At 67.8% G+C, this 18,707-nt stretch carries 18 protein-coding genes; 14 read left to right on the plus strand and 4 right to left on the minus strand.

The genetic code is table 11. From position 1 onward, the window contains the following. Nucleotides 1–63 precede the first annotated feature (63 nt). On the plus strand, nt 64–276 hold the full coding sequence (locus AB4Y79_RS00480; protein ID WP_043452394.1) for a helix-turn-helix domain-containing protein: 213 nt from the start codon (nt 64–66) through the stop codon (nt 274–276). A gap of 151 nt (nt 277–427) precedes the next feature. Next, nucleotides 428–526: a 30S ribosomal protein bS22 gene (locus AB4Y79_RS00485; RefSeq protein WP_003792170.1), complete on the plus strand. Its 99-nt coding sequence runs from the start codon at nt 428–430 to the stop codon at nt 524–526. 119 nt (nt 527–645) lie between these two features. Here AB4Y79_RS00485 and AB4Y79_RS00490 read toward each other — a convergent pair whose 3' ends face one another. Continuing rightward, a complete protein-coding gene (locus tag AB4Y79_RS00490) occupies nt 646–1,464 on the minus strand; it encodes an HAD family hydrolase (RefSeq protein WP_441857703.1) in 819 nt (272 codons plus the stop codon). 78 nt (nt 1,465–1,542) lie between these two features. On the opposite strand from AB4Y79_RS00490, the gene AB4Y79_RS00495 reads away from it, so the two are divergent. Both AB4Y79_RS00495 and AB4Y79_RS00500 read left to right on the plus strand, forming a co-directional pair. Next, nucleotides 1,543–1,797 (plus strand): glutaredoxin family protein, encoded by a 255-nt coding sequence (locus tag AB4Y79_RS00495; protein ID WP_441857705.1) that lies wholly within the window; start codon nt 1,543–1,545, stop codon nt 1,795–1,797. A 10-nt stretch (nt 1,798–1,807) separates the two neighbouring features. Continuing rightward, on the plus strand, nt 1,808–2,512 hold the full coding sequence (locus tag AB4Y79_RS00500) for a redox-sensing transcriptional repressor Rex (protein ID WP_441857707.1): 705 nt from the start codon (nt 1,808–1,810) through the stop codon (nt 2,510–2,512). A 76-nt stretch (nt 2,513–2,588) separates the two neighbouring features. On the opposite strand, the gene AB4Y79_RS00505 is transcribed toward AB4Y79_RS00500, so the two are convergent. Together AB4Y79_RS00505 and AB4Y79_RS00510 are read right to left on the minus strand one after the other, a co-directional pair. Further along, a complete protein-coding gene (locus AB4Y79_RS00505; RefSeq protein ID WP_441857709.1) occupies nt 2,589–3,419 on the minus strand; it encodes a hypothetical protein in 831 nt (276 codons plus the stop codon). A gap of 203 nt (nt 3,420–3,622) precedes the next feature. Further along, nucleotides 3,623–4,171, minus strand: a complete 549-nt coding sequence (locus tag AB4Y79_RS00510; protein ID WP_441857711.1) for a YceI family protein — start codon at nt 4,169–4,171, stop codon at nt 3,623–3,625. Between the two features lie 202 nt (nt 4,172–4,373). Between AB4Y79_RS00510 and AB4Y79_RS00515 the strand changes: the two genes are divergently transcribed. The 10 genes from AB4Y79_RS00515 (at nt 4,374) to AB4Y79_RS00560 (ending at nt 18,146) form a co-directional block, all read left to right on the plus strand. Beyond that, nucleotides 4,374–5,054, plus strand: a complete 681-nt coding sequence (locus AB4Y79_RS00515; protein WP_441857713.1) for a histidine phosphatase family protein — start codon at nt 4,374–4,376, stop codon at nt 5,052–5,054. 35 nt (nt 5,055–5,089) lie between these two features. Then, on the plus strand, nt 5,090–5,668 hold the full coding sequence (locus AB4Y79_RS00520; protein WP_441858291.1) for a TlpA family protein disulfide reductase: 579 nt from the start codon (nt 5,090–5,092) through the stop codon (nt 5,666–5,668). Between the two features lie 16 nt (nt 5,669–5,684). Beyond that, a complete protein-coding gene (locus AB4Y79_RS00525; RefSeq protein WP_441857715.1) occupies nt 5,685–6,440 on the plus strand; it encodes a cytochrome c biogenesis CcdA family protein in 756 nt (251 codons plus the stop codon). Beyond that, nucleotides 6,440–8,212, plus strand: coding sequence for a cytochrome c biogenesis protein ResB (gene resB, locus AB4Y79_RS00530; protein ID WP_441857717.1), 1,773 nt, complete (start codon nt 6,440–6,442; stop codon nt 8,210–8,212). The genes AB4Y79_RS00525 and resB overlap by 1 nt, the downstream gene beginning before the upstream one ends. Beyond that, nucleotides 8,212–9,303 carry a c-type cytochrome biogenesis protein CcsB gene (ccsB, locus tag AB4Y79_RS00535; RefSeq protein ID WP_441857719.1) on the plus strand — a complete coding sequence of 364 codons (1,092 nt, stop codon included), beginning with the start codon at nt 8,212–8,214 and terminating at the stop codon, nt 9,301–9,303. Before resB ends, ccsB begins: the two co-directional genes overlap by 1 nt. A gap of 127 nt (nt 9,304–9,430) precedes the next feature. Further along, on the plus strand, nt 9,431–11,515 hold the full coding sequence (locus AB4Y79_RS00540) for an Hsp70 family protein (RefSeq protein ID WP_441857721.1): 2,085 nt from the start codon (nt 9,431–9,433) through the stop codon (nt 11,513–11,515). Between the two features lies 1 nt (nt 11,516). After that, nucleotides 11,517–13,613, plus strand: a complete 2,097-nt coding sequence (locus AB4Y79_RS00545) for a LuxR C-terminal-related transcriptional regulator (RefSeq protein WP_441857723.1) — start codon at nt 11,517–11,519, stop codon at nt 13,611–13,613. Nucleotides 13,614–13,778: 165 nt separating this feature from the next. Continuing rightward, nucleotides 13,779–14,684: an IniB N-terminal domain-containing protein gene (locus tag AB4Y79_RS00550; RefSeq protein ID WP_441857725.1), complete on the plus strand. Its 906-nt coding sequence runs from the start codon at nt 13,779–13,781 to the stop codon at nt 14,682–14,684. 121 nt (nt 14,685–14,805) lie between these two features. Then, complete coding sequence (locus tag AB4Y79_RS00555; protein ID WP_441858293.1) at nt 14,806–16,656, plus strand: dynamin family protein; 1,851 nt, start codon at nt 14,806–14,808, stop codon at nt 16,654–16,656. Continuing rightward, the gene (locus tag AB4Y79_RS00560; RefSeq protein WP_441857727.1) at nt 16,653–18,146 is read left to right on the plus strand and encodes a dynamin family protein; all 1,494 of its coding nucleotides are present in this window, start codon (nt 16,653–16,655) and stop codon (nt 18,144–18,146) included. The genes AB4Y79_RS00555 and AB4Y79_RS00560 overlap by 4 nt, the downstream gene beginning before the upstream one ends. Here AB4Y79_RS00560 and AB4Y79_RS00565 read toward each other — a convergent pair. After that, nucleotides 18,143–18,706 carry a hypothetical protein gene (locus AB4Y79_RS00565; protein WP_441857729.1) on the minus strand — a complete coding sequence of 188 codons (564 nt, stop codon included), beginning with the start codon at nt 18,704–18,706 and terminating at the stop codon, nt 18,143–18,145. The two genes, AB4Y79_RS00560 and AB4Y79_RS00565, sit on opposite strands and share 4 nt — an antisense overlap. Nucleotide 18,707: the final 1 nt, after the last annotated feature.

The raw sequence follows: 18,707 nt of genomic DNA on the forward strand, positions 1-18,707 counted from the left end.
ACACCGCATTGGCACGTACCTGGGGTCACTGTTGTCCATCCGTCAGCAAAGGAAAATAGGGAAATGTCGGCAGAACAGAACTTCTCCAACGCGAAGTTCCTGACCGTGGCTGAAGTAGCCGAGGTCATGCGAGTCTCCAAAATGACTGTTTACCGCCTGGTCCACTCCGGCGAAATGCCGGCAGTGCGCTTCGGCCGCTCCTACCGGGTACCTGAGAATGCCGTGGAGCAGTACCTCAAGGGTGCTGTGGTGGACGGTCACACCGAGACAGCCTAGGGCAGCTTGTCCCAAGCCGCCCTCGATAGGCGGTACCCTGTTAAGGAACGTTTTACGTCATTGTAAGAATCTGTCAGTTGTTCAGTTCGTAGCTCTGTCCACGGACCATTTCCATCAGACAGGTACTGCATCTAGTTTGTAAGGAACTTTCGTGGGTTCAGTTATTAAGAAGCGTCGCAAGCGTATGGCCAAGAAGAAGCACCGCAAGCTGCTTCGCAAGACTCGTCACCAGCGCCGCAACAAGAAGTAGCAATACTTCGAACAGCGTGGAGAACGCCCGTCGCCTGCAAAGGCGGCGGGCGTTTTTTCGTGCGATGGAGTGTACGGTGCTGGGAACCTGCAGCGGGGGAGGCCTGGAGGCGGGGAAAGCTACAGGCGCGGGCCGCGGATCCGGGCGAAGCCCTTCCACAGGCCGTAGACGGCACCGCCGAGGGTCGCCAGTTTGAGGCCGAAGGTGGCGGCGCGGCGCCCGGCGCGGAAATCGTAGACCGGCCAGTTGCGGTCGCGGGCGTGCCGGCGGAGCTTGGCATCGGGGTTGATGGCCACCGGGTGGCCCACCAGTGATAGCAGCGGGACGTCGTTATAGGAGTCGCTGTAGGCCCAGCAGCGCTTGAGGTCCAGCTCCTCCTCGTCGGCGATGGCCTGGACCGCGACGGCTTTGGCCGAGCCGTGCAGGATGTCGCCCACCAGCCGCCCGGTGTACATGCCGTCCGAGACCTCCCCGACTGTCCCCAGGGCGCCGGTCAGACCCAAGCGGGTGGAGATCACGGTGGCAACTTCGATGGGCGTTGCCGTGACCAGCCAGACCCGGCGGCCCACACGGAGGTGCTGCTCGGCCAGGGCCTTGGCGCCCGGCCAGATCCGGGAGGCGATCATTTCGTCATAAACTTCTTCGCCGAGCGCCTTGATGTCCTCAACGGTGATCCCGGCAGCGAGCGTCAGGGCTGAATCACGGACGGCATGGACGTCGTCGATGTTCTCGCCGCGCGTCACGAACTTGAACTGCTTCCACGCGAACCCGGCAGCCTGGGCCAGGGTGAACGCCCCGCGCTGATGCATTTTCCGGGCCACATGGAAGAGGCTGGCGCCGCGCATCAGGGTGTTGTCCACGTCGAAAAACGCCGCTTCGCCGGGCTGCGGCGCAGGGACGGGCCGCGTGACTACGGCGACGTATTTCTCCTCGGGCATGGACTCGAGTCTAGTCAATCGGCTGGCCGGCCGCCGTCGGCGTCGCCCGCATGCCGCGAACGGCGATACCGTTAAGCCATGGCTACCCCCCGCGTCGTCCTGGTCACCAAAGCTGACTGCCACCTGTGCGAAGCGGCGCGCGACGCCGTAGGCCGGGTCACTGCCTCGTTGGGACTGACGTGGACGGAAGAGTCGGTGGATCACCAGCCCGAGCTGCGCGAGCGCTATGCCGAGGAAATTCCGGTGGTGCTGGTGGACGGGGTGCAGCGGGACTTTTGGAAGATTGACGAAACCCGGCTGGAACGCGTGCTGCAGCGCGTCATGGCCCGGTAAGGGGAGGCCAATGACGTCCTTGGAATCAACGTCCCAGCCTGTCCCGGATCTCCCGGGCACTATTGGAACGCCTGCCAAGCAGATCCCGCCCGCGGCGGTGGCGCGGCTGACGCTGTATCTCCGAGCCCTGAACACCTTGCTGGCCGAGGGCGTGGAGCGGGTCTCGTCTGAATCCTTGGCCGAGGCCTCCGGCGTCAGTTCCTCAACGCTGCGAAAGGACCTGTCCCATGTCGGGTCCTACGGCACCAGGGGAGTGGGCTACGAGGTGCAGTACCTCAGCCGCCATATTGCCGCGGCCCTTGGCCTGACGCACGACTGGAAGGTGGCGATCGTCGGTGCCGGAAACCTGGGCAAGGCCCTGGCCCGGTATGGCGGCTTCGAATCCCGCGGGTTCGACGTCGTCGCGATCTTCGACGCCGACCAAATGGTGGTGGGCAACGAAGTGGGCTGGCTGCGGGTCAGTGACGTGGCAGACCTTGAAACCGTCCTGCACCGCACCGGAGCCAACATGGTGGTGCTGGCGCTTCCGGCGGCGGTGGCCCAAGGAATCTGCGACCGCGTGGTGGCCGCAGGCGTGCACAGTGTGCTGAGCTTCGCGCCCGTCATGCTGCAGGTTCCGGAAGGCGTCAACCTCCGCAAGGTGGACATGGCCACCGAACTCCAGATCCTGGCCTATCACGCCCAACGGGCCCAGGCGCCCGGACAGAGCGCGTAGGGAATCACCAGGTTAAGGAGAACGGCCCGGGATGCGGTGGAGCATCCCGGGCCGCCTGTTTTGGTGCGGCTGGCCGTTACCGGCCGTAGGGGTTTCCGAAGCCGCCGGCATACGGGTTGCCGAACTGCTGCTTCCGGAAGTACGGGGCAGCCGCCGGAAGGTAGAGCAGGACGATGGCGGCGATCCCCAGGACTGTCCCGACGGTTGCGAACGAGGGAACCCCGAACAGGCCCAGCACCGACAGGGCCGCCAGCACCGTACCCAGGATGCGGGCCCAGTTCTTGCCCTTGCGGACGAAGAAGGCCACCAGCAGGTAGAGCCCGGCGCCGATGATGGCGAAGACCACCAGGGTTCCGGCGATGACACCCTTGATGTCGTCGTACGTGATGCCGGCGTTGCTGGCCTTGACCTGCTGGTCAAAGGCCTGCCGGAATGCGGGATCATCCAGTTGGGTGAGTCCGGTGAGCAGGGAGATGACGAAGATCACGGCGGCCGCGATCAGCATCCAGAAGGAGATGGTGACCAGTTGCGGGATTCCGGCGCCTGCGGCAGGCTGTGGCTGCTCCGACGGGTACTGGCCATAGGGGGACTGGCCGTACGGCGGCTGGCCGTAGGGCTGCTGCTGTCCGTAGCCGGGGGCCGCCGGGGCATTCTGCCCATATTGGGGTGCGTTCTGGCCGTACTGCGGAGCGTTCTGGCCATACTGCGGTTGGGCCGGCGGCTGCGAACCGTACTGGGGTGCGTTCTGGCCATACTGCGGAGCGTTCTGCCCGTACTGCGGCGAGTTTTGGCCGTAGCGGGGCTGCTGGCCGCCGGGCTGCTCGCCTGCCGGCTGGCCGCTGCCGGGCTGGCCGTTTCCGGATTGGGGATCGTGGGGCACGGGAGGCGGGACGGGAGGAGTACTCATGGGCGTTCCTTCTGCAGGTCGGGATCCAGGCGGGCTGCCGGGAATCGGTCCTGTGCCGCCCCCAGCATGGCTTAAGTCCACCGTACCCCCGGCAGGCCGCCTTGTGCGGGATCCGGAGGGGCTGTTCACACCGCCGGAGGCGTTAAATACGGCACCCCGGCACCAGGCGGAAATGCCTGCTGCCGGGGTGGGCCGGAGCGGAATCAGGCTGCGGGAGCGATGAAGGCGAGCTCCAGGTTGATGGCAACCTTGTCGCTGACCAGCACGCCGCCGGTCTCCAGGACAGCGTTCCAGGTCAGGCCGAAGTCCTTGCGGCTGATGGTGGTCCCGGCGGAGACGCCGGCGCGGGTGTTGCCGAACGGATCAACGGCCACGCCGTTGAACTCGGTATCCAGCGTCACCGGGCGGGTGACGCCCTTGATGGTGAGGTCGCCGGTGAGCTCGTAGCTGTTGCCCTTGGCCACCAGGCCGTTGGAGACGAAGGAGATCTCCGGGAACTTCTCCACATCAAAGAAGTCCTCGCCCTTGACGTGGCCGTCGCGGTTGGCGTCGCCGGAGTCAAAGCTGGCGGTCTTGATGGTGGCGTTGATCTTCGAATCGGCCACATCCTCGACGAGGTCAAGCGTTGCGGCGGCTTCGGTGAACTGGCCGCGGACCTTGCTGATGCCGGCGTGACGGACGGTGAATCCGATCTCGCTGTGGGAGTTGTCCAGGGTCCAGGTGCCGGTGGTGACGTCTGCGGGAAGTGCCATGATGATGCTCCTTGTTCTTAATGCCTGTTGTGGTCCTGCGGTTGAAACTTCATCTGTTGAAGTCTCAACTAACTTGCTGCATCCAGTATAAACATGCGTTTGCATGTTTTGTTCCCGCGTTCGGAACATTTCTTCAGAAACTTAAGTTCTACTGTTCGTAGAAGATTTCGGATCGCACGCCATCTTTGAGAAACTGGTAAACATGCCCCAAGCCACTGTCCATCTGCTCCGCCACGGCGAGGTCCATAATCCCGACGGCGTTCTGTACGGACGGCTCCCCGAATTCCACCTCTCCGAACTGGGGCAGGAGATGGCCCGCACCCTCGCCGAGCACTTCCGGCAGCGCGCGGAACGGGGCGCCCGGATCACGTACCTGGCCGCCTCGCCACTTGAGCGTGCACAGGAAACCGCACGGCCGACGTCGGAGGCCCTGCACCTGCAGATCCGCACCGAGCCGCGGATCATCGAAGCGGAAAACTACTTCGAGGGCATGAAGGTCACCAAGGCAGAGCTGCGCCGGCCCAAGCACTGGCCCCGGCTGGTCAATCCGCTCCGCCCGTCCTGGGGCGAGCCTTACAAGCAGCAGGCCGCCCGCATCGCGGCAGCAGCACAGGACGCCCGGCTCCGGGCGATTGAACTGGCTGCCGGCGACTTTGGCGCCGAGGGGCCCGAGGCCATCCTGGTCAGCCACCAGCTGCCCATCTGGGCCGCGCGGCTCAGCGCCGAAGGCCGGCCCCTGTGGCACGACCCCCGCAAGCGCGAGTGCACGCTGACATCCGTCACGTCACTGGTGTTCGCCGACGACGGCTCGCTGGTGCGGGTCGAGTACAGCGAACCCGCCGCGTCCCTTCTTCCCGGTGCCGCCAGCACCCCTGGAGCCTAGCAGTGACCAACGAATTCCTTCCCTCGCGCCGCAGCATGCTCGCCGCCGGCGGCCTGGCGCTGAGCGCACTGACCCTTGCCCTGTCCGGCTGCGCCCAAGAAGACGCCCTGGCCAAGCAGGCAAAGGCCGGGGACAACAAGAACTACGTGGCGGGCGACGGTTCGGTAACCGAGTTCGCCGCCGGCGACCGCAAGGAAGCCGTCCAGATCCAAGGTGCGCTCTTTAGCGGCGCCAAGGTGACCCCTGCCGATTTTCAGGGCAAAGTCAGCATCCTGAACTTCTGGTTCGCCGGCTGCGCCCCGTGCCGGGTGGAGGCGCCCGTCCTGGAAGAACTCCACCAGGAGTTCAAGGACCAGGGCGTGCAGTTCTTCGGCGTCAACCTCCGGGACGAGAAGCCCACGGCGGAGGCGTTCGAGAAGACCTTCAACCTGACCTACCCCAGCTTCGACGACAAGGACGGCGGCGTCCTGCTGTCCGTGTCCGGCCTGGTTCCGCCCGGGGCAGTCCCCACCACCCTGGTCCTGGACAAGCAGGGCCGGGTGGCTTCCCGGGTGCTCGGCGAGATCGAAAAGGGCACCTTGAAGTCCCTCATCACCGCCGCCGTGGCGGAGTAGGGGCAGGCCAGGCACCGTGAACAGTCCCTTCGCCGAAGCCATCCTCAGCGGCTCGCTCCTCCTGGCCATCCCGGTGGCGCTGCTCGCCGGCCTGGTGTCCTTCCTCTCGCCCTGCGTGCTGCCCCTCGTTCCGGGCTACCTCGGGTACGTCACGGGCCTGAGCGGGGTTGACCTGCAGAAGCAAAAGCGCGGCCGGATGCTGGCAGGCATCGGATTGTTCGTCCTGGGGTTCTCCGTGATCTTCGTCCTGCTGGGCGGCGCCTTCGGGCAGTTGGGCACGCTGATCAGCGGCAGCCGGAACGCCTGGATCACCCAGCTCCTGGGGATCCTGGTGATCATCATGGGCATTGTGTTCATGGGCGGCTTCAGCTGGCTCCAACGGGACGCGAAAATCCATGCCAAACCGCCCGCCGGCCTCTGGGGCGCACCGTTGCTGGGCCTCACCTTCGGGCTGGGCTGGGCACCGTGCATTGGGCCCACCTACTCCGCCGTGCAGCTGCTCAGCCTCTCCGGCGGGTCCTCCGCCGCCAAGGGCGCCTTCCTGGCGTTCGTCTACAGCCTGGGACTGGGCATCCCGTTCCTGCTGATCGCGCTGGCGGTGCGCCGCGGAATGGGCGTGATGGCGTTCTTCCGCAAACACCGCCTTGCCATCCAGCGGACCGGCGGCGGCATCCTGGTGGTGCTGGGCCTGCTGATGGCCACCGGCGTCTGGGGGTCCTGGGTGACCGGGCTGCAGTACTGGTTCCAAACCGACGTGAAGTTGCCGATCTGATGAGCGAGCGTGTGAACGTAAAGAAGAAGCAAGCCACCCCTGTCGCAGAGGCCAAGGCAGAGGCCGCCCTTCCGGCCCTGGGCCCGAAGGGCATGCTGCGGTGGGCCTGGACCCAGCTGACCAGCATGCGGACGGCATTGTTCCTGCTGCTGCTCCTCGCCGTCGCGGCCGTCCCGGGCTCCTTGTTTCCGCAGCGGCCGGCCAATCCTTCCGTGGTGACCCAGTACATCAAGGACCACCCGGACTACGGCAAGCTGCTGGACTCCCTGCAGCTCTACGACGTCTACTCCTCGGCCTGGTTCTCCGCGATCTACCTGCTGCTGTTCATTTCGCTGATCGGCTGCGTGGTGCCGCGCGCCATCGCCCACTACAAAGCCATGCGCTCCCAGCCGCCGCGTACCCCGCAGCGCCTGTCCCGGCTCCCCGAATACGGCACCCTGGTGGTTCCCGCCGACGCCGGGATCCCGGCGTCGGACGCCATCAACAGTGCCGCCGGGCTGCTCCGCAAGCGCGGCTACCGGGTGGAGGTCAGGGATGCCGACGGCGCCCTGCCGTCCCTCGGTGCCGAGCGTGGCTTCCTGAAGGAAGTGGGCAACCTGGTCTTCCACACCTCGCTGATCGGCGTGCTGGTGTCCGTGGCTGCCGGCGGCCTGTTCGGGTACAGCGGCCAGCGCATCCTGGTGGAAGGCGATACGTTCGTGAACACCCTGGTGGGCTACGACCAGTTCAATCCCGGCACCAACTTCCAATCCAGCCAGCTACAGCCGTACTCGCTGCAGCTGGACAAGTTCAACATCACCTTTGACCGCGAATCGAAGGGCAAGTTCGGCCAGCCCATCGACTTCGCCGCCACCGTGACCACCAAGGAAAACCCGGACGCCCCGCCCAAGCAGGAGATCCTCAAAGTCAACGATCCGGTAAACCTGGGCGGCACCAGCATCTACCTCACCGGCAACGGCTACGCTCCCGTGGTGACCGTCCGGGACGGGGCGGGAAACGTTGCCATGCAGGGGCCGGTGGTGGCCAAGCTGCAGGGGGACAACTACTACTCCTCCGTGGTGATCAAGGTCCCCGACGCGAAACCGGACCAGCTGGGCTTCGTGGGCTTCTTCCTCCCCACCGCGTTTGTCAACGACAAAAACGTTTCGTTCAGCGCCGATCCCGAGCTGTTCAACCCGCAGCTGACGCTGAACTCCTACTACGGCGACCTGGGCCTGAACAGCGGCGCGCCGCAGAACGTCTTCGAACTCGACGTCAGGAACCTGACGCCCCTCAACGCGCGGAACCTGGCCGCAGGCGGCATCACCCTTGCGCCCGGCTCCACCTACACCCTGCCGGACGGCAAGGGCACTATCAGCTTTGACGGCGTGAAGCGCTACATCGGCGTGGATATCCACCACAACCCGGGCCAGGTCTATGCCCTGGTGTTTGCGCTCCTCGCGGTGGCCGGCCTGATTATCTCGCTCTACGTGAACCGCCGCCGCGTCTGGGTGCGCACCGGCACGGCGGCAGACGGCCGCACCATGGTGGAGTACGGGCTCCTGGCCCGCGGCGAGGACCACCGCCTCGCCGGCGAGGCCGCAGCCCTCCGGAAACTCTTCTCCGCGGAGTGGCAGCTGCCCGACGACGCTGCCACCGAAGAAGCGGCATCCGACGATGTCGACCCCGAAACCACCGACGGGTCCCAGCAAACTCCCAGCCGGACAAGCGATAATGTCGCAGGCTCCGTCAGCACCCCAGCAGGCCCCACCGGGCCCGAAAAGGACCAGTAATGCCATTTGGAATCAACGAAACCATGGGCCAGTACAGCGAACTCTTCATGCTGCTGGCGGCGGGTACCTACACGGTGGCCTTCATCGCCTTCGCCTGGGACCTGGCCAAGAGCAGCAAGGCGCTGCGCGCAGTGGACCTCAAGGCCGCCGCCCAGGCGGGCACCGCCGTCAAGGTTCCCGTAGCCGCTGGTGTGGGCGCCAGCTCCGCCGAGGCCCGCCTGGACGGGCCCGCGGGCAGGGCGGAACGGCCGTCGTCGTCCACTGCCAAGGCCAACGCGGCAGGTTCCGGCGGCGTTGTCACGGCCGACGGCGACATGAAGTACGCCGCCGAGCGCCGGGTACCGGCTCGGGTAGCCGTGGCCCTGACCACCCTTGCCGTCCTCATCCACGGTGCCGGCGTGGTCACCAGGGCCCTGGGCGCCGGGCGGGTGCCGTGGGGCAACATGTACGAATTCCTGACCACCGGCGCGTTCCTGGTGGCGGCCGTGTTCCTGCTTTCGCTGATCCGCCGCGACCTCCGCTTCCTGGGCACCTTCGTGGTGGGCCTTGTCATCATCATGATGGTGGCCGCATCGGTGGCTTTCTGGACCCCCGTCGGCCACCTGGTGCCCGCCCTGCAGAGCTACTGGCTGGTCATCCATGTTTCCATCGCGGTGCTTTCGTCCGCCTTGTTCACGCTGACGTTCGCTATGTCCGCCCTGCAGCTGGTGCAGTCCCACCGGCAGAAGGCGGTGGCTGCGGGCGGCGCCGACAAGCTCGGCTTCATGCGCCTGGTGCCCTCGGCGCTCAGCCTGGAAAACTTGTCCTACCGCATTAACGCCATCGCCTTCATCGGCTGGACGTTCACCCTCATGTTCGGTGCGATCTGGGCCGAAAAGGCCTGGGGCCGGTTCTGGGGCTGGGACACCAAAGAGGTGTGGACGTTCGTGATCTGGGTTGTCTACGCAGGCTACCTGCACGCCCGTGCCACCCGGGGCTGGACCGGAACCCGCGCCGCGTGGTTGTCGATCGTCGGCTACCTGTGCGTGATCTTCAACTTCACCATCGTGAACCAGTTCTTCAACGGGCTCCACTCCTACTCCGGGCTCTGAGCCGGCCGCGAACAAATACCCATTCGATGTAGCAACAGGGCTGTTCCGCGGTCCTTCGGAAATGCTACTTTGGTCAGGTTCCCTGTGATGAAGTTTGCAGGCGGATCACCAGCTTTCCGAGGTACCCATGAGCTATGCTCTCGCCGTCGACGTCGGAACCAGTTACACGGCGGCCGCCGTTGTCCGTTTCGACGAAGGTGCTTCGCCCCTCCCGGAGTGCCTGCCACTGGGGCTCCGGGGAACGTCCGTGCCCTCCGTGGCGTACTACCCGGAAGAGGGGCCGGTCCTGGTGGGGGAAGCCGCAGAACGCCGCGGCCTGGACTCACCCCACCGCGTTATCCGGGAATTCAAGCGGCGCGTAGGCGACGACGTTCCGTTCGCGCTGGGCACCCTGACGGTCCGGCCCGAGGATGTGTTCGCCACCGTGGCCCGGTGGGTGGCGAACCGGGCGGCAGAGCGCGAGGGCGCGCTCCCGTCGGCCATCTTCCTGACCCACCCGGCATCCTGGGGGATCCACCGGCTGTCCGCCATCCGCTCCGCCCTGGCCGCCCAGGGCCTGGAGAACGTGACGCTCCTTCCCGAACCCGAGGCCGCGGCCCTGCACTATGCATCGCAGGTCCGGGTGGAGGAAGGAAGCACCATCGCCGTGTACGACCTCGGCGGCGGCACCTTCGACACTGCCGTGCTGAAGAAGTCCGGCGGCAGCCGCTTTGAACTCCTGGGACGCCCCGACGGCATCGAGGACCTGGGCGGCGCCGACTTTGACGCCGCCGTGTTCCGCTACGTCGCAGAGCACACCGGCAGTGCCCTGACGGACCCCGACCTCACCGACCCCGCCGTAATGGGTGCGCTGAGCCGGCTTAGGCGTGAATGCGTCGAGGCCAAGGAGGCCCTCTCTGCGGACAGCGAAGCCACCATCCCGGTGCTCCTGCCCGGCGTCCAGCAGCAGGTCCGGCTGGTGCGGGCGGAGTTCGAGGCCCTGATCGAAGAACCCGTGCGGGACACGGTGGATGCCTTGGAACAGTCGCTGTCCCGGCTCCGCCTTGAACCGGCAGACCTGTCCGCGGTCCTGCTGATCGGCGGCTCGTCCCGGATCCCACTGGTGGCGCAATTGGTGTCCGAACAACTGGACCGGCCCATCGCGGTGGACGCCGACCCGAAATCCTCCATCTGCCTCGGTGCCGCCGTAGCAGCGGTCCTCGCGCATACGGCTGCCGCCATGGCCCTGGCCACTGCGTCCGGGCCCGTTGCCGCGGCAGCCGGGGTGCCGGCCGCCGTCGTGCCTGTTCCTGCCGCGCCGGGCGTTCTGGGCGCTCCGGTCAGGGCCAGCTGGTCGCGCAAATACACCACGACGGCGGGGGCCGGGGCAGGGACGGGTCCGCTCGGCGGAGCGCGGGGTGCGAGAAGGGGCGCGCACGCCCCGAAACCGACGGTCCGCGTCACGGCGGTGGCCGCCGCTGCCGTCATCCTGACGATCCTAACGGCCACGGCCGCGCAGAGCCCGGACGGCATAGGGAACCTGACTGCGATGTTCGTCCCGCAAGCGGGGGCCGACACCGGCAGCTCCGGTCCTGCAGGCTCCTCCGGTCCGGCAAGGACGGAAGGGCCAGCCGCCGGGGGAGCCGCCGTGGCGGCGAACCCGCAGCCGCTGGCCGGCATCGAGGCCAGCGCCAGGAACCCGATTTCGCCGCGGGTCGGCCTCGACGTTTCCGCCTCGCCCACCAGCAAACAGCAGGACCTGGGCGGTGCGGCAACCGCGGGAACCGGTACAGCCGATGTTGCCGCCGCCGGCGGTGCGCCGGCGGGAACGGGCACGTCCGGCACAGGTCTGGTGCCCGAATCAGTTACCGTGGCGCCCGCGCCGCCGCCGGATACCGCGCCGCCAAGCACTACAGGCACGGGAACCACCACGCCGGCAGAGACAGCAACTCCGTCGGAGACCGCACCGCCCAGTACCACCACCGAGCCCACGCCTGTTTCGGGTTCCACGAGCCCCACCGATCCGGCCACCACTGCGTCACCCGCGCCAACGCCGCTCTCCACCACCGTGGCCTCGGATCCAGCCACTGATCCCGTCGCATCCCCGACTTCCGTTGACCTGACGCCCGTACCCGCCACCGCCCCTTCCCCTACGCCAGAGGAAACCAACCCCACGCCCACGCCTGCGGACGCGGCCGTGGCAACGGCCCCGACGACGTCGCCGGCGGCCTGACATGGACGGGCACCTGCAACGTGTGGAGCTGCCCGCATCCCTGCATGCTGCGCTGGACCCGGAGCACCTGCCCCACGCCGCGGAATCGATGACGAAACAGCTGAGGGGAGCCAATGCGGCAGTACGCGAACTGCTCCTGGCGCTCTCCGTGGGCTTCGCGTTGCCCGGTCCACTGCCGGCAGACCTCCGTCACAAGGTTGGCAGGGGCGCGGTGGAGGACCTTGACGCCCTGGTGGACCGCGCGGAGGCCGCAGGACTGCTGATGCCGGACGGAACCGTGGCGGGGCCGGCCCGGCATGCCCTGCTGACCGTCACCCCGACCGCCAAGGTCCACGCCCTCCAGCGGGAACTCGTGGCAGTCTTCGCGTCCGCAGGACAACCGCTCGGAAATCTGGCCCGTGACCTGGCAAGGGCCGGCCTCGCAGATCCGCGCGTAGCCATGGAACTGGAGCAGGCCGCCGACACCGCGCTGCAGCATGACCCCAGGCTCGCCTCGCAGCTGTATGAGGAGGCGCTCCTGGCCGGTGCCGACCCCCTGGCCACGGCGGCCAGGCGCGCGCAGGCCGCAGCCGGTGACGGCGAACTCGACGCCGCCGCACGGATCATCGACACCCTCCTGGTCAGCACCGATCCTCCGGACGTGCGCCGTGGCGTGGACGTGGCCGCCTCCGTCTGGGCGCAGCGGGGAATGCTGGCCCGCGCCGCCGACGTCTACAACTGGCTGGGCACTGAGCGTGTGGAGGCATCCGCGCCGCTGGCCGCCGTCGCCATCCTTGGGGCCGGAGACCTCAATGGCGCGCAGGCTTTCTTCCCGCCGGAGGCTCCGCAGGGCTCCCCAACACTCCTCGCGTCCGCCCTGCTGCAGACCGGCCAGGGAATCCTCGCCTCCCTGGGAGAGAATCCGCAACAGGGAATCGCCGTGCTGATCCATGCCTCGGACCTGCTGAACTCGGCGGCCGCAGCGCTTCCGCTGCCGGAAACACCCGGCGCACTGGCCGCCCTCCTGGCCCTGCACAGCGGGGAGCCGCACCTGGCCGAAACCGTCTGCCGGGCCGCGGTGGCAGCGGGCCAAGGGGGCAGCGCCGCCCAGCCCAGGCTCCTGTTGCTCCAGGCCTGGGCTGCGATGATGCAGGATAAACCCGAGGACGCACGGCTGGCCGCCACGGAGGCCGCCAAAATCAACCATTGGCCGCTTGTCCCGCGCGACGAATTCCTCAGTGCTGCCCTTGATGTGGGGCTGGCCCGCAGGAACGGTGAGGTTCCGGAGCTCCTGCGGGCTTGGGGCCGGGCCCGCGAGGCCATGCTGCACACGTCCGTGGATCTCTACAGCCTCCTGCCCTGGGGCGAACTCCTGATTGCTGCTTCCCGGCTGCGTGAGACGCGCCGCGTGGCGCATTATGTGGAGGAGGCGTGGAAGCTGCTTGGCCGCCTGGGGGAACCTTCATTGTGGGCAGTTCCACTGCATTGGGCCGCGGTCCAGGCCGCCCTGCTGAACGAGAGCCCTGCCGATCTTGCCCCGCACGCGACGGCGCTGGCGAAGGCCGCCACCCACAGCCACCTCGCCGCAATCCTTGCCGCCGCGGGCAAGGCCTGGGTATCGGTGCTGGCCGGGAGGTTCCGTCCCGCCGAAGTGGAGGGAGCGGCCCGGCTGCTGGGTGCCGTAGGGATGCCATGGGAGGGGGCACGGCTCGCCGGACACGCGGCTGCCCGGGCAGAAGACCGCCGGGACATGATGCGTTTGCTCTCCTGCGCCCGGGACCTTCACCCGCAGGGCGGGCCGGCCGGCGGTGCAACCGGTACGCCGGCGGTACCCGCTGGAACCGGTGCCGAGCACGGCGGAAAGGCCCAGCCGGACGCCTCGGGGTTGAGCGAGCGGGAGAAAGAAGTGGCCAGGCTGGTGCTGGAGGGCAAAACCTACCGGGAAATAGGGGAGTCGATCTACATTTCGCCCCGGACGGCGGAGCACCATATCGCCCGGATCCGGCGGCGCCTGGGCGCCGAAAACCGCTCCGACCTGCTGGCACGCCTGCGCCTTGCCCTCGGCACCGATAATTCGCCACCGGCAAACCCCCAGCACCTGCCCCCGCGGAAGGAGTGAAACCCCTAATGCCCCTAGCGCCGGGGGTGTCCGTACCCCGCAGCCGTGCCCGTCGTTAGGGGAATGAGCCCCGATGCCACTGCTCGGCCGCGAACCTAGGTTTGAACCAGCCAGGGTACCGCGCCGGCCGATCCGAAACTCGAAGAAGATATGAGGACCACGCAGATGCCAACACTCGCGAACGACCTCGTTCAGTTCCTTATGCAGCTCTTCGGCGACCGGGAAGCAGTCCAGGAGTTCCTGGACAACCCGGAGCGCGCGTTGGCGGATAACGGGCTGGGCAACGTGTGCTCGGCCGATGTTGATGCTGCGATGCCTGTTGTCCTCGATTACGCGCCCATCACGGTCAACGTCTCCTCGTTCGAGCGGAACTACAACACCGGCGGCAACGGCTCAGGGGCCGGTCCCGCGGGCGCGGCGGACGGGCACGGCGGCTATGGCCCGGGCCACGGCAGCACCGCCACCGACACTGACGACCACGCTTACGCGGTCCAGCAGCTCCACCAGGTGGTGAACCACTTCTCCTACACCGCCGGCGCCACCATCGTGGACGAGCGGGCCACCATCGCCGGCCAGTCCGCGCAGCAGAACGTCTGGGCCCAAGGGGACGTGGAGCAGTGGTTCGACAACGATGGTGCGGTGGCCGCAGGTGACCATGCAGCGGTGGCCGCCGGCCATGCCCCGGCCGGCATCGGGGACGCGGGCACCGGGAACGCCGGCACCCCGGACATCTCCATGGAGGATGACCACAATGGACTGGCCGGCTCCTTGACCGCAATCGCCGGCCTGGACCCGGATGACTCGTTCGCCGGGGAACTCGATCATTCCGGGCACTCCCTGGATACCGGTCTGGTCCCCGCTGTTGGCGGCCCGTACGGCGATCCCGCCGGCCATGACCCGGTGGCGGTGGACCTGCACATGGACGACCCCTTCGCCGACAACGCAGCCGCCAGCTTGGCCGGGGACGCCCAGCTCGATTTCGCCGAGGACAGCCCAGCCCACCCCGATGCGGACCTGGAGACCCACCACATTATCGACGTTCCGGTGGTTGACGACTCCGCCGGGCTGTAACACGCTGGTGCCGGAAGTTAAACCGGCGGGCAGGAGGCGTCCACCTCCCGCCCGGGACATTGGGTACTGGAACGAGGGACGCGCTGTGGCAGAAGCAGGACCCGCAAGGCCGCCTGATCCCATGACGGCGGGCCAGCTCATGAAGCTGGTTGAGCAGGGCCTGCAGCTGGTGGGGAGCGGTGACCGCGGGGACCTGCGAAAGAGGCTGGAGCAGGCCGCGGCGCGGTTGCAGGACCCAAGCATCAGGGTGATCGTGGTGGGGGAGTTCAAACAGGGGAAGAGCAAGCTCATCAATGCCCTGGTGAACGCCCCCGTGTGCCCGGTGGATGATGACATTGCCACCTCCGTTCCCACGGCCGTCCGGTTCGGGGAGCCCGCGTCCGCCGCCATCCTGGTCCCCACGGCCGGGACCCCCGACGGCGGGGAAGAGGGCATTGAGCGCCGTCCTGTGGACCTGGCGGACCTGCCCGCCCTCGTCTCCGAGCAGGGCAACCCGGGAAACAGCAGGAAGCTCACGGCTGCGGAGGTATGCCTGCCCCGCCGCGTCCTGACCGGCGGGCTCACCATCATCGACTCCCCGGGGGTGGGCGGCATGGGGTCCACGCACACGCTGACCACCCTCACCGCATTGCCCACCGCCGATGCCATGCTGCTGGTTTCGGATGCGTCCCAGGAATACACCGAACCGGAACTCCGCTTCCTGCGCCAGGCCATGCGGATTACCCCCAGCGTCGCAGCGGTGCTCTCCAAGACAGACCTCTACCCCGACTGGCGGCGCGTGGAGGAACTGGACAGGGCACACCTGGACCAGGTGGCACCGGACATTCCGTTGTTCCCCGTCTCCGCCGACCTCCGTCTGGAGGCCTCACGGCTCCAGGACAACGAGCTCAACGCCGAATCCGGCTTTCCTGGCCTTGTGGCGCACCTGCGCAACGAGATCGTGGCGAAGGCCCAGCGCCTCCAGCGGCGCTCCGTCAGCCAGGACCTGCTCTCAGTCACAGTAAACCTCCAGCTGTCCCTGCAGTCCGAGCTTGAGGCCCTGGAGAACCCGGACGGGACCCCGCACATGCTCGAAGCCCTGGAACACGCCAAGACCGAGGCCGATGATCTGCGCAAGCGCTCCGCCCGCTGGCAGCTGACCCTCAGCGACGGCATCAACGACCTCATTGCCGACATGGAATACGACCTCCGGGACCGTCTTCGCCGGATCCAGCGCGAAGCCGAGGCCGCGATCGACCAAGGCGATCCCGGGCCGGTCTGGGACGAGTTCTCCCAATGGCTCGAAGAATGCGTTGCCGCGGCGGTCTCGGACACCTTCGTCTGGACCAGCGAACGGTCCCAATGGCTCGCAGCGCAGGTGGCCGGGCACTTTGCCGCGGACGAGGTGTCCTTGCCCGTCCTGCACGTCTCGGAATCGGGGGACGCCCTTGATCCGGTGGACGAGATGCCCGGGTTGGATCCCGGCCGGGTGAACCCGGTCCAGAAGGTCTTGATCGGCATGCGCGGATCCTACGGCGGCGTCCTGATGTTCGGCCTCCTCACGGGGATTTTCGGGATGGCCCTGATCAATCCGCTCTCGGTGGGCGCCGGCCTGCTGCTGGGACGCAAGGCCTACCGGGAGGACAAGGAAGCGCGGCTGAAGCGCCGCCAGGGCGAAGCCAAAACACTGGTCAGGCGCCAGCTGGACGACGTGACGTTCCAAGTGGGAAAACAACTGAAAGACAGGCTGCGCCTGGTGCAGCGGACCACCCGGGACCACTTCACCGACATCGCGGACGAATACCACCGCTCGCTCTCGGACTCTGTGGCAGCCGCCCAAAAAGCCGCCAACTCCTACGCCCAGGAGAGGGAAGGGCGCATCCGGGACATCAGGACCGAGCTTAAGCGGGTGGAGGCGTTGCACCGGGCTGCCGAAGCTGTCTCTGCCGAGGTCCGCGCCTCCGGCATCCGCACCGCCGCGGGGGTGGGATGACAGCGGCCACCATGGCCGGGGCGGCGAAACTCATCCGGGACGCCTTGGAGGCCTACCGCGACGACCCGGAAGCCGCAGAGGTGCTGCGGGGCTATGCGCGGCGCCTGGCCGAGCCCCTAAGGATCGCCGTGGCCGGCATGGTCAAGGCAGGGAAATCCACCCTCCTGAACGCCATCATCGGCGAGGAAATCGCTCCTACGGACACCGGCGAATGCACCAGGATCGTCACGTGGTACCGGCACGGGACCACGCCCCGCATCACGCTGCACCCCATTGACGGGGCGCCCCGCAACCTGCCGCTGAAACGAGTGGACGGGCGCCTGGTCTTCGTCCTGGACGGGATGCGGGCGGAGGACGTGGAGAGGCTGGACGTCGAATGGCCCTCGCCCGCGCTGCAGGCCATGACCCTGATCGACACCCCTGGAATCGCTTCCCTGTCGAGGGACGTGTCCGCCCGGGCCCTGGCGTTCCTGGCTCCGGAGGATTCGGCGTCGGAGGCCGACGCCGTCATCTACCTGATGCGCCACATGCATGCCTCTGACCTCCGCTTCCTCGAATCCTTCCGGGACACCCGGGCCGGGCGCTCCGGCACGGTCAACGCCATCGCGGTGCTGTCCCGGGCTGATGAAGTAGGGGCAGGCCGGATTGACTCCCTGATCTCCGCCGGCAGCATCGCAGAGAGGTACAGCCGCGATCCCAACCTGCGGAAACTGGCGTTGGCGGTGGTCCCGGTGGCCGGACTCCTGGCCCAAAGCGCCCGCACCCTGCGCCAGGCCGACTTCGAAGCCCTGCGCATGCTGGCAGGCCTTGACCGGGCCGCGCGCGAACGGACCCTGCTCTCCGCTGACAGGTTCCGCCGGTCCACCGAACCCGAAGGACTGACGGAGGAGGCGCGGACGGCACTCCTGGAGCGTTACGGGCTCTTTGGCATCCGGCTTGCCTCGGTCCTAATCCGGAACGGGTTCACGGAAGCCACGCCCCTTGCCCATGAGCTGGCCCGGCGCAGCGGACTGGACCCGCTGCTGGACGTCGTGGACCGCCAGTTCCAGGCGAGGTCCGAGGCTTTGAAGGCCAGGACCGCGCTGGCGGGGGTGGAGAACCTCCTGGCAAGCCGCCCCCGCAAGGGGGCCGAGCGCCTGGCGGCATCCTTGGAACGGCTCCAGGCCAGCGCCCACGAGTTCCGTGAGCTCCAGTTGCTCGCGGTGTTGCGGACCACCGGCGTGGACCTGCCGCCCGACCTGGCTGCGGAAGCTGAACGGCTCCTCGGCGGCAGCGGCGCGGCGGCCTGGGTGCGGCTGGACCTGGACGCCGGTTCAGGACCCGAGGTGCTGGCCGCGGGAGCCCGGGAGTGCCTGGCACGCTGGCGTGCGGTGGCCGAAAGCCCCCTGACCGGCAGGTCCGCCGCCGAGGCATGCCGGGCGGTGATCCGCAGCTGCGAGGGCGTAGTGGCCGCGAGTGCCGGCCCGAACCGCCAACCGCGGTCAGCCTAGGGACGCCCCTGCCGCAGCCAGGCACCGGCCGGCGGCAGGAACAGAAGCACCAGTCCGGCGAACGCCAGGGCCAGTCCTGCCACCCACAGCATCACCACATAGCTGCCGGCCGCACCGGTGGGGACCAGGAAGACAGACGCCAGCAGCAGCACGGGCAGGTGGCTGGCCAGCAGCGGAACAAGGACCCAGCGTGCCCAGGCCCGGCGGCCCAGCACCGCTGCCAGGGCCACGGCCTCCAGCAGGGTGACCAGCAGCAGGGCGCCCATGCTTCCCCAGAAGACGATTTCCGCGGCGGTCCCCACGGACCCCACGCCGCTGCGCGCCGCCATGTCCGGCACCACCGCACGGAGGCGTTGCAGGTTCGAATCGCGGGCCACGAACGAGCCGGCCAGGACGGTAAGCCCGGCGAGGAAGCTTAACACCCAGAGCGTGCGCGCAGCCCTGACGGTGCGGGGCAGGGACGCAGTGGCCGGGATGGGCGGCGGCGCGGACCAGGACAGACCGGGCCGCGGCGGGGGAGCTGGCAGACGCCGCTCGTCTCCTCCCGGCGGGGACGTCATG

Origin of the sequence: Pseudarthrobacter sp. YAF2 (assembly GCF_052113345.1) — a bacterium.
GTDB lineage: Bacteria > Actinomycetota > Actinomycetes > Actinomycetales > Micrococcaceae > Arthrobacter.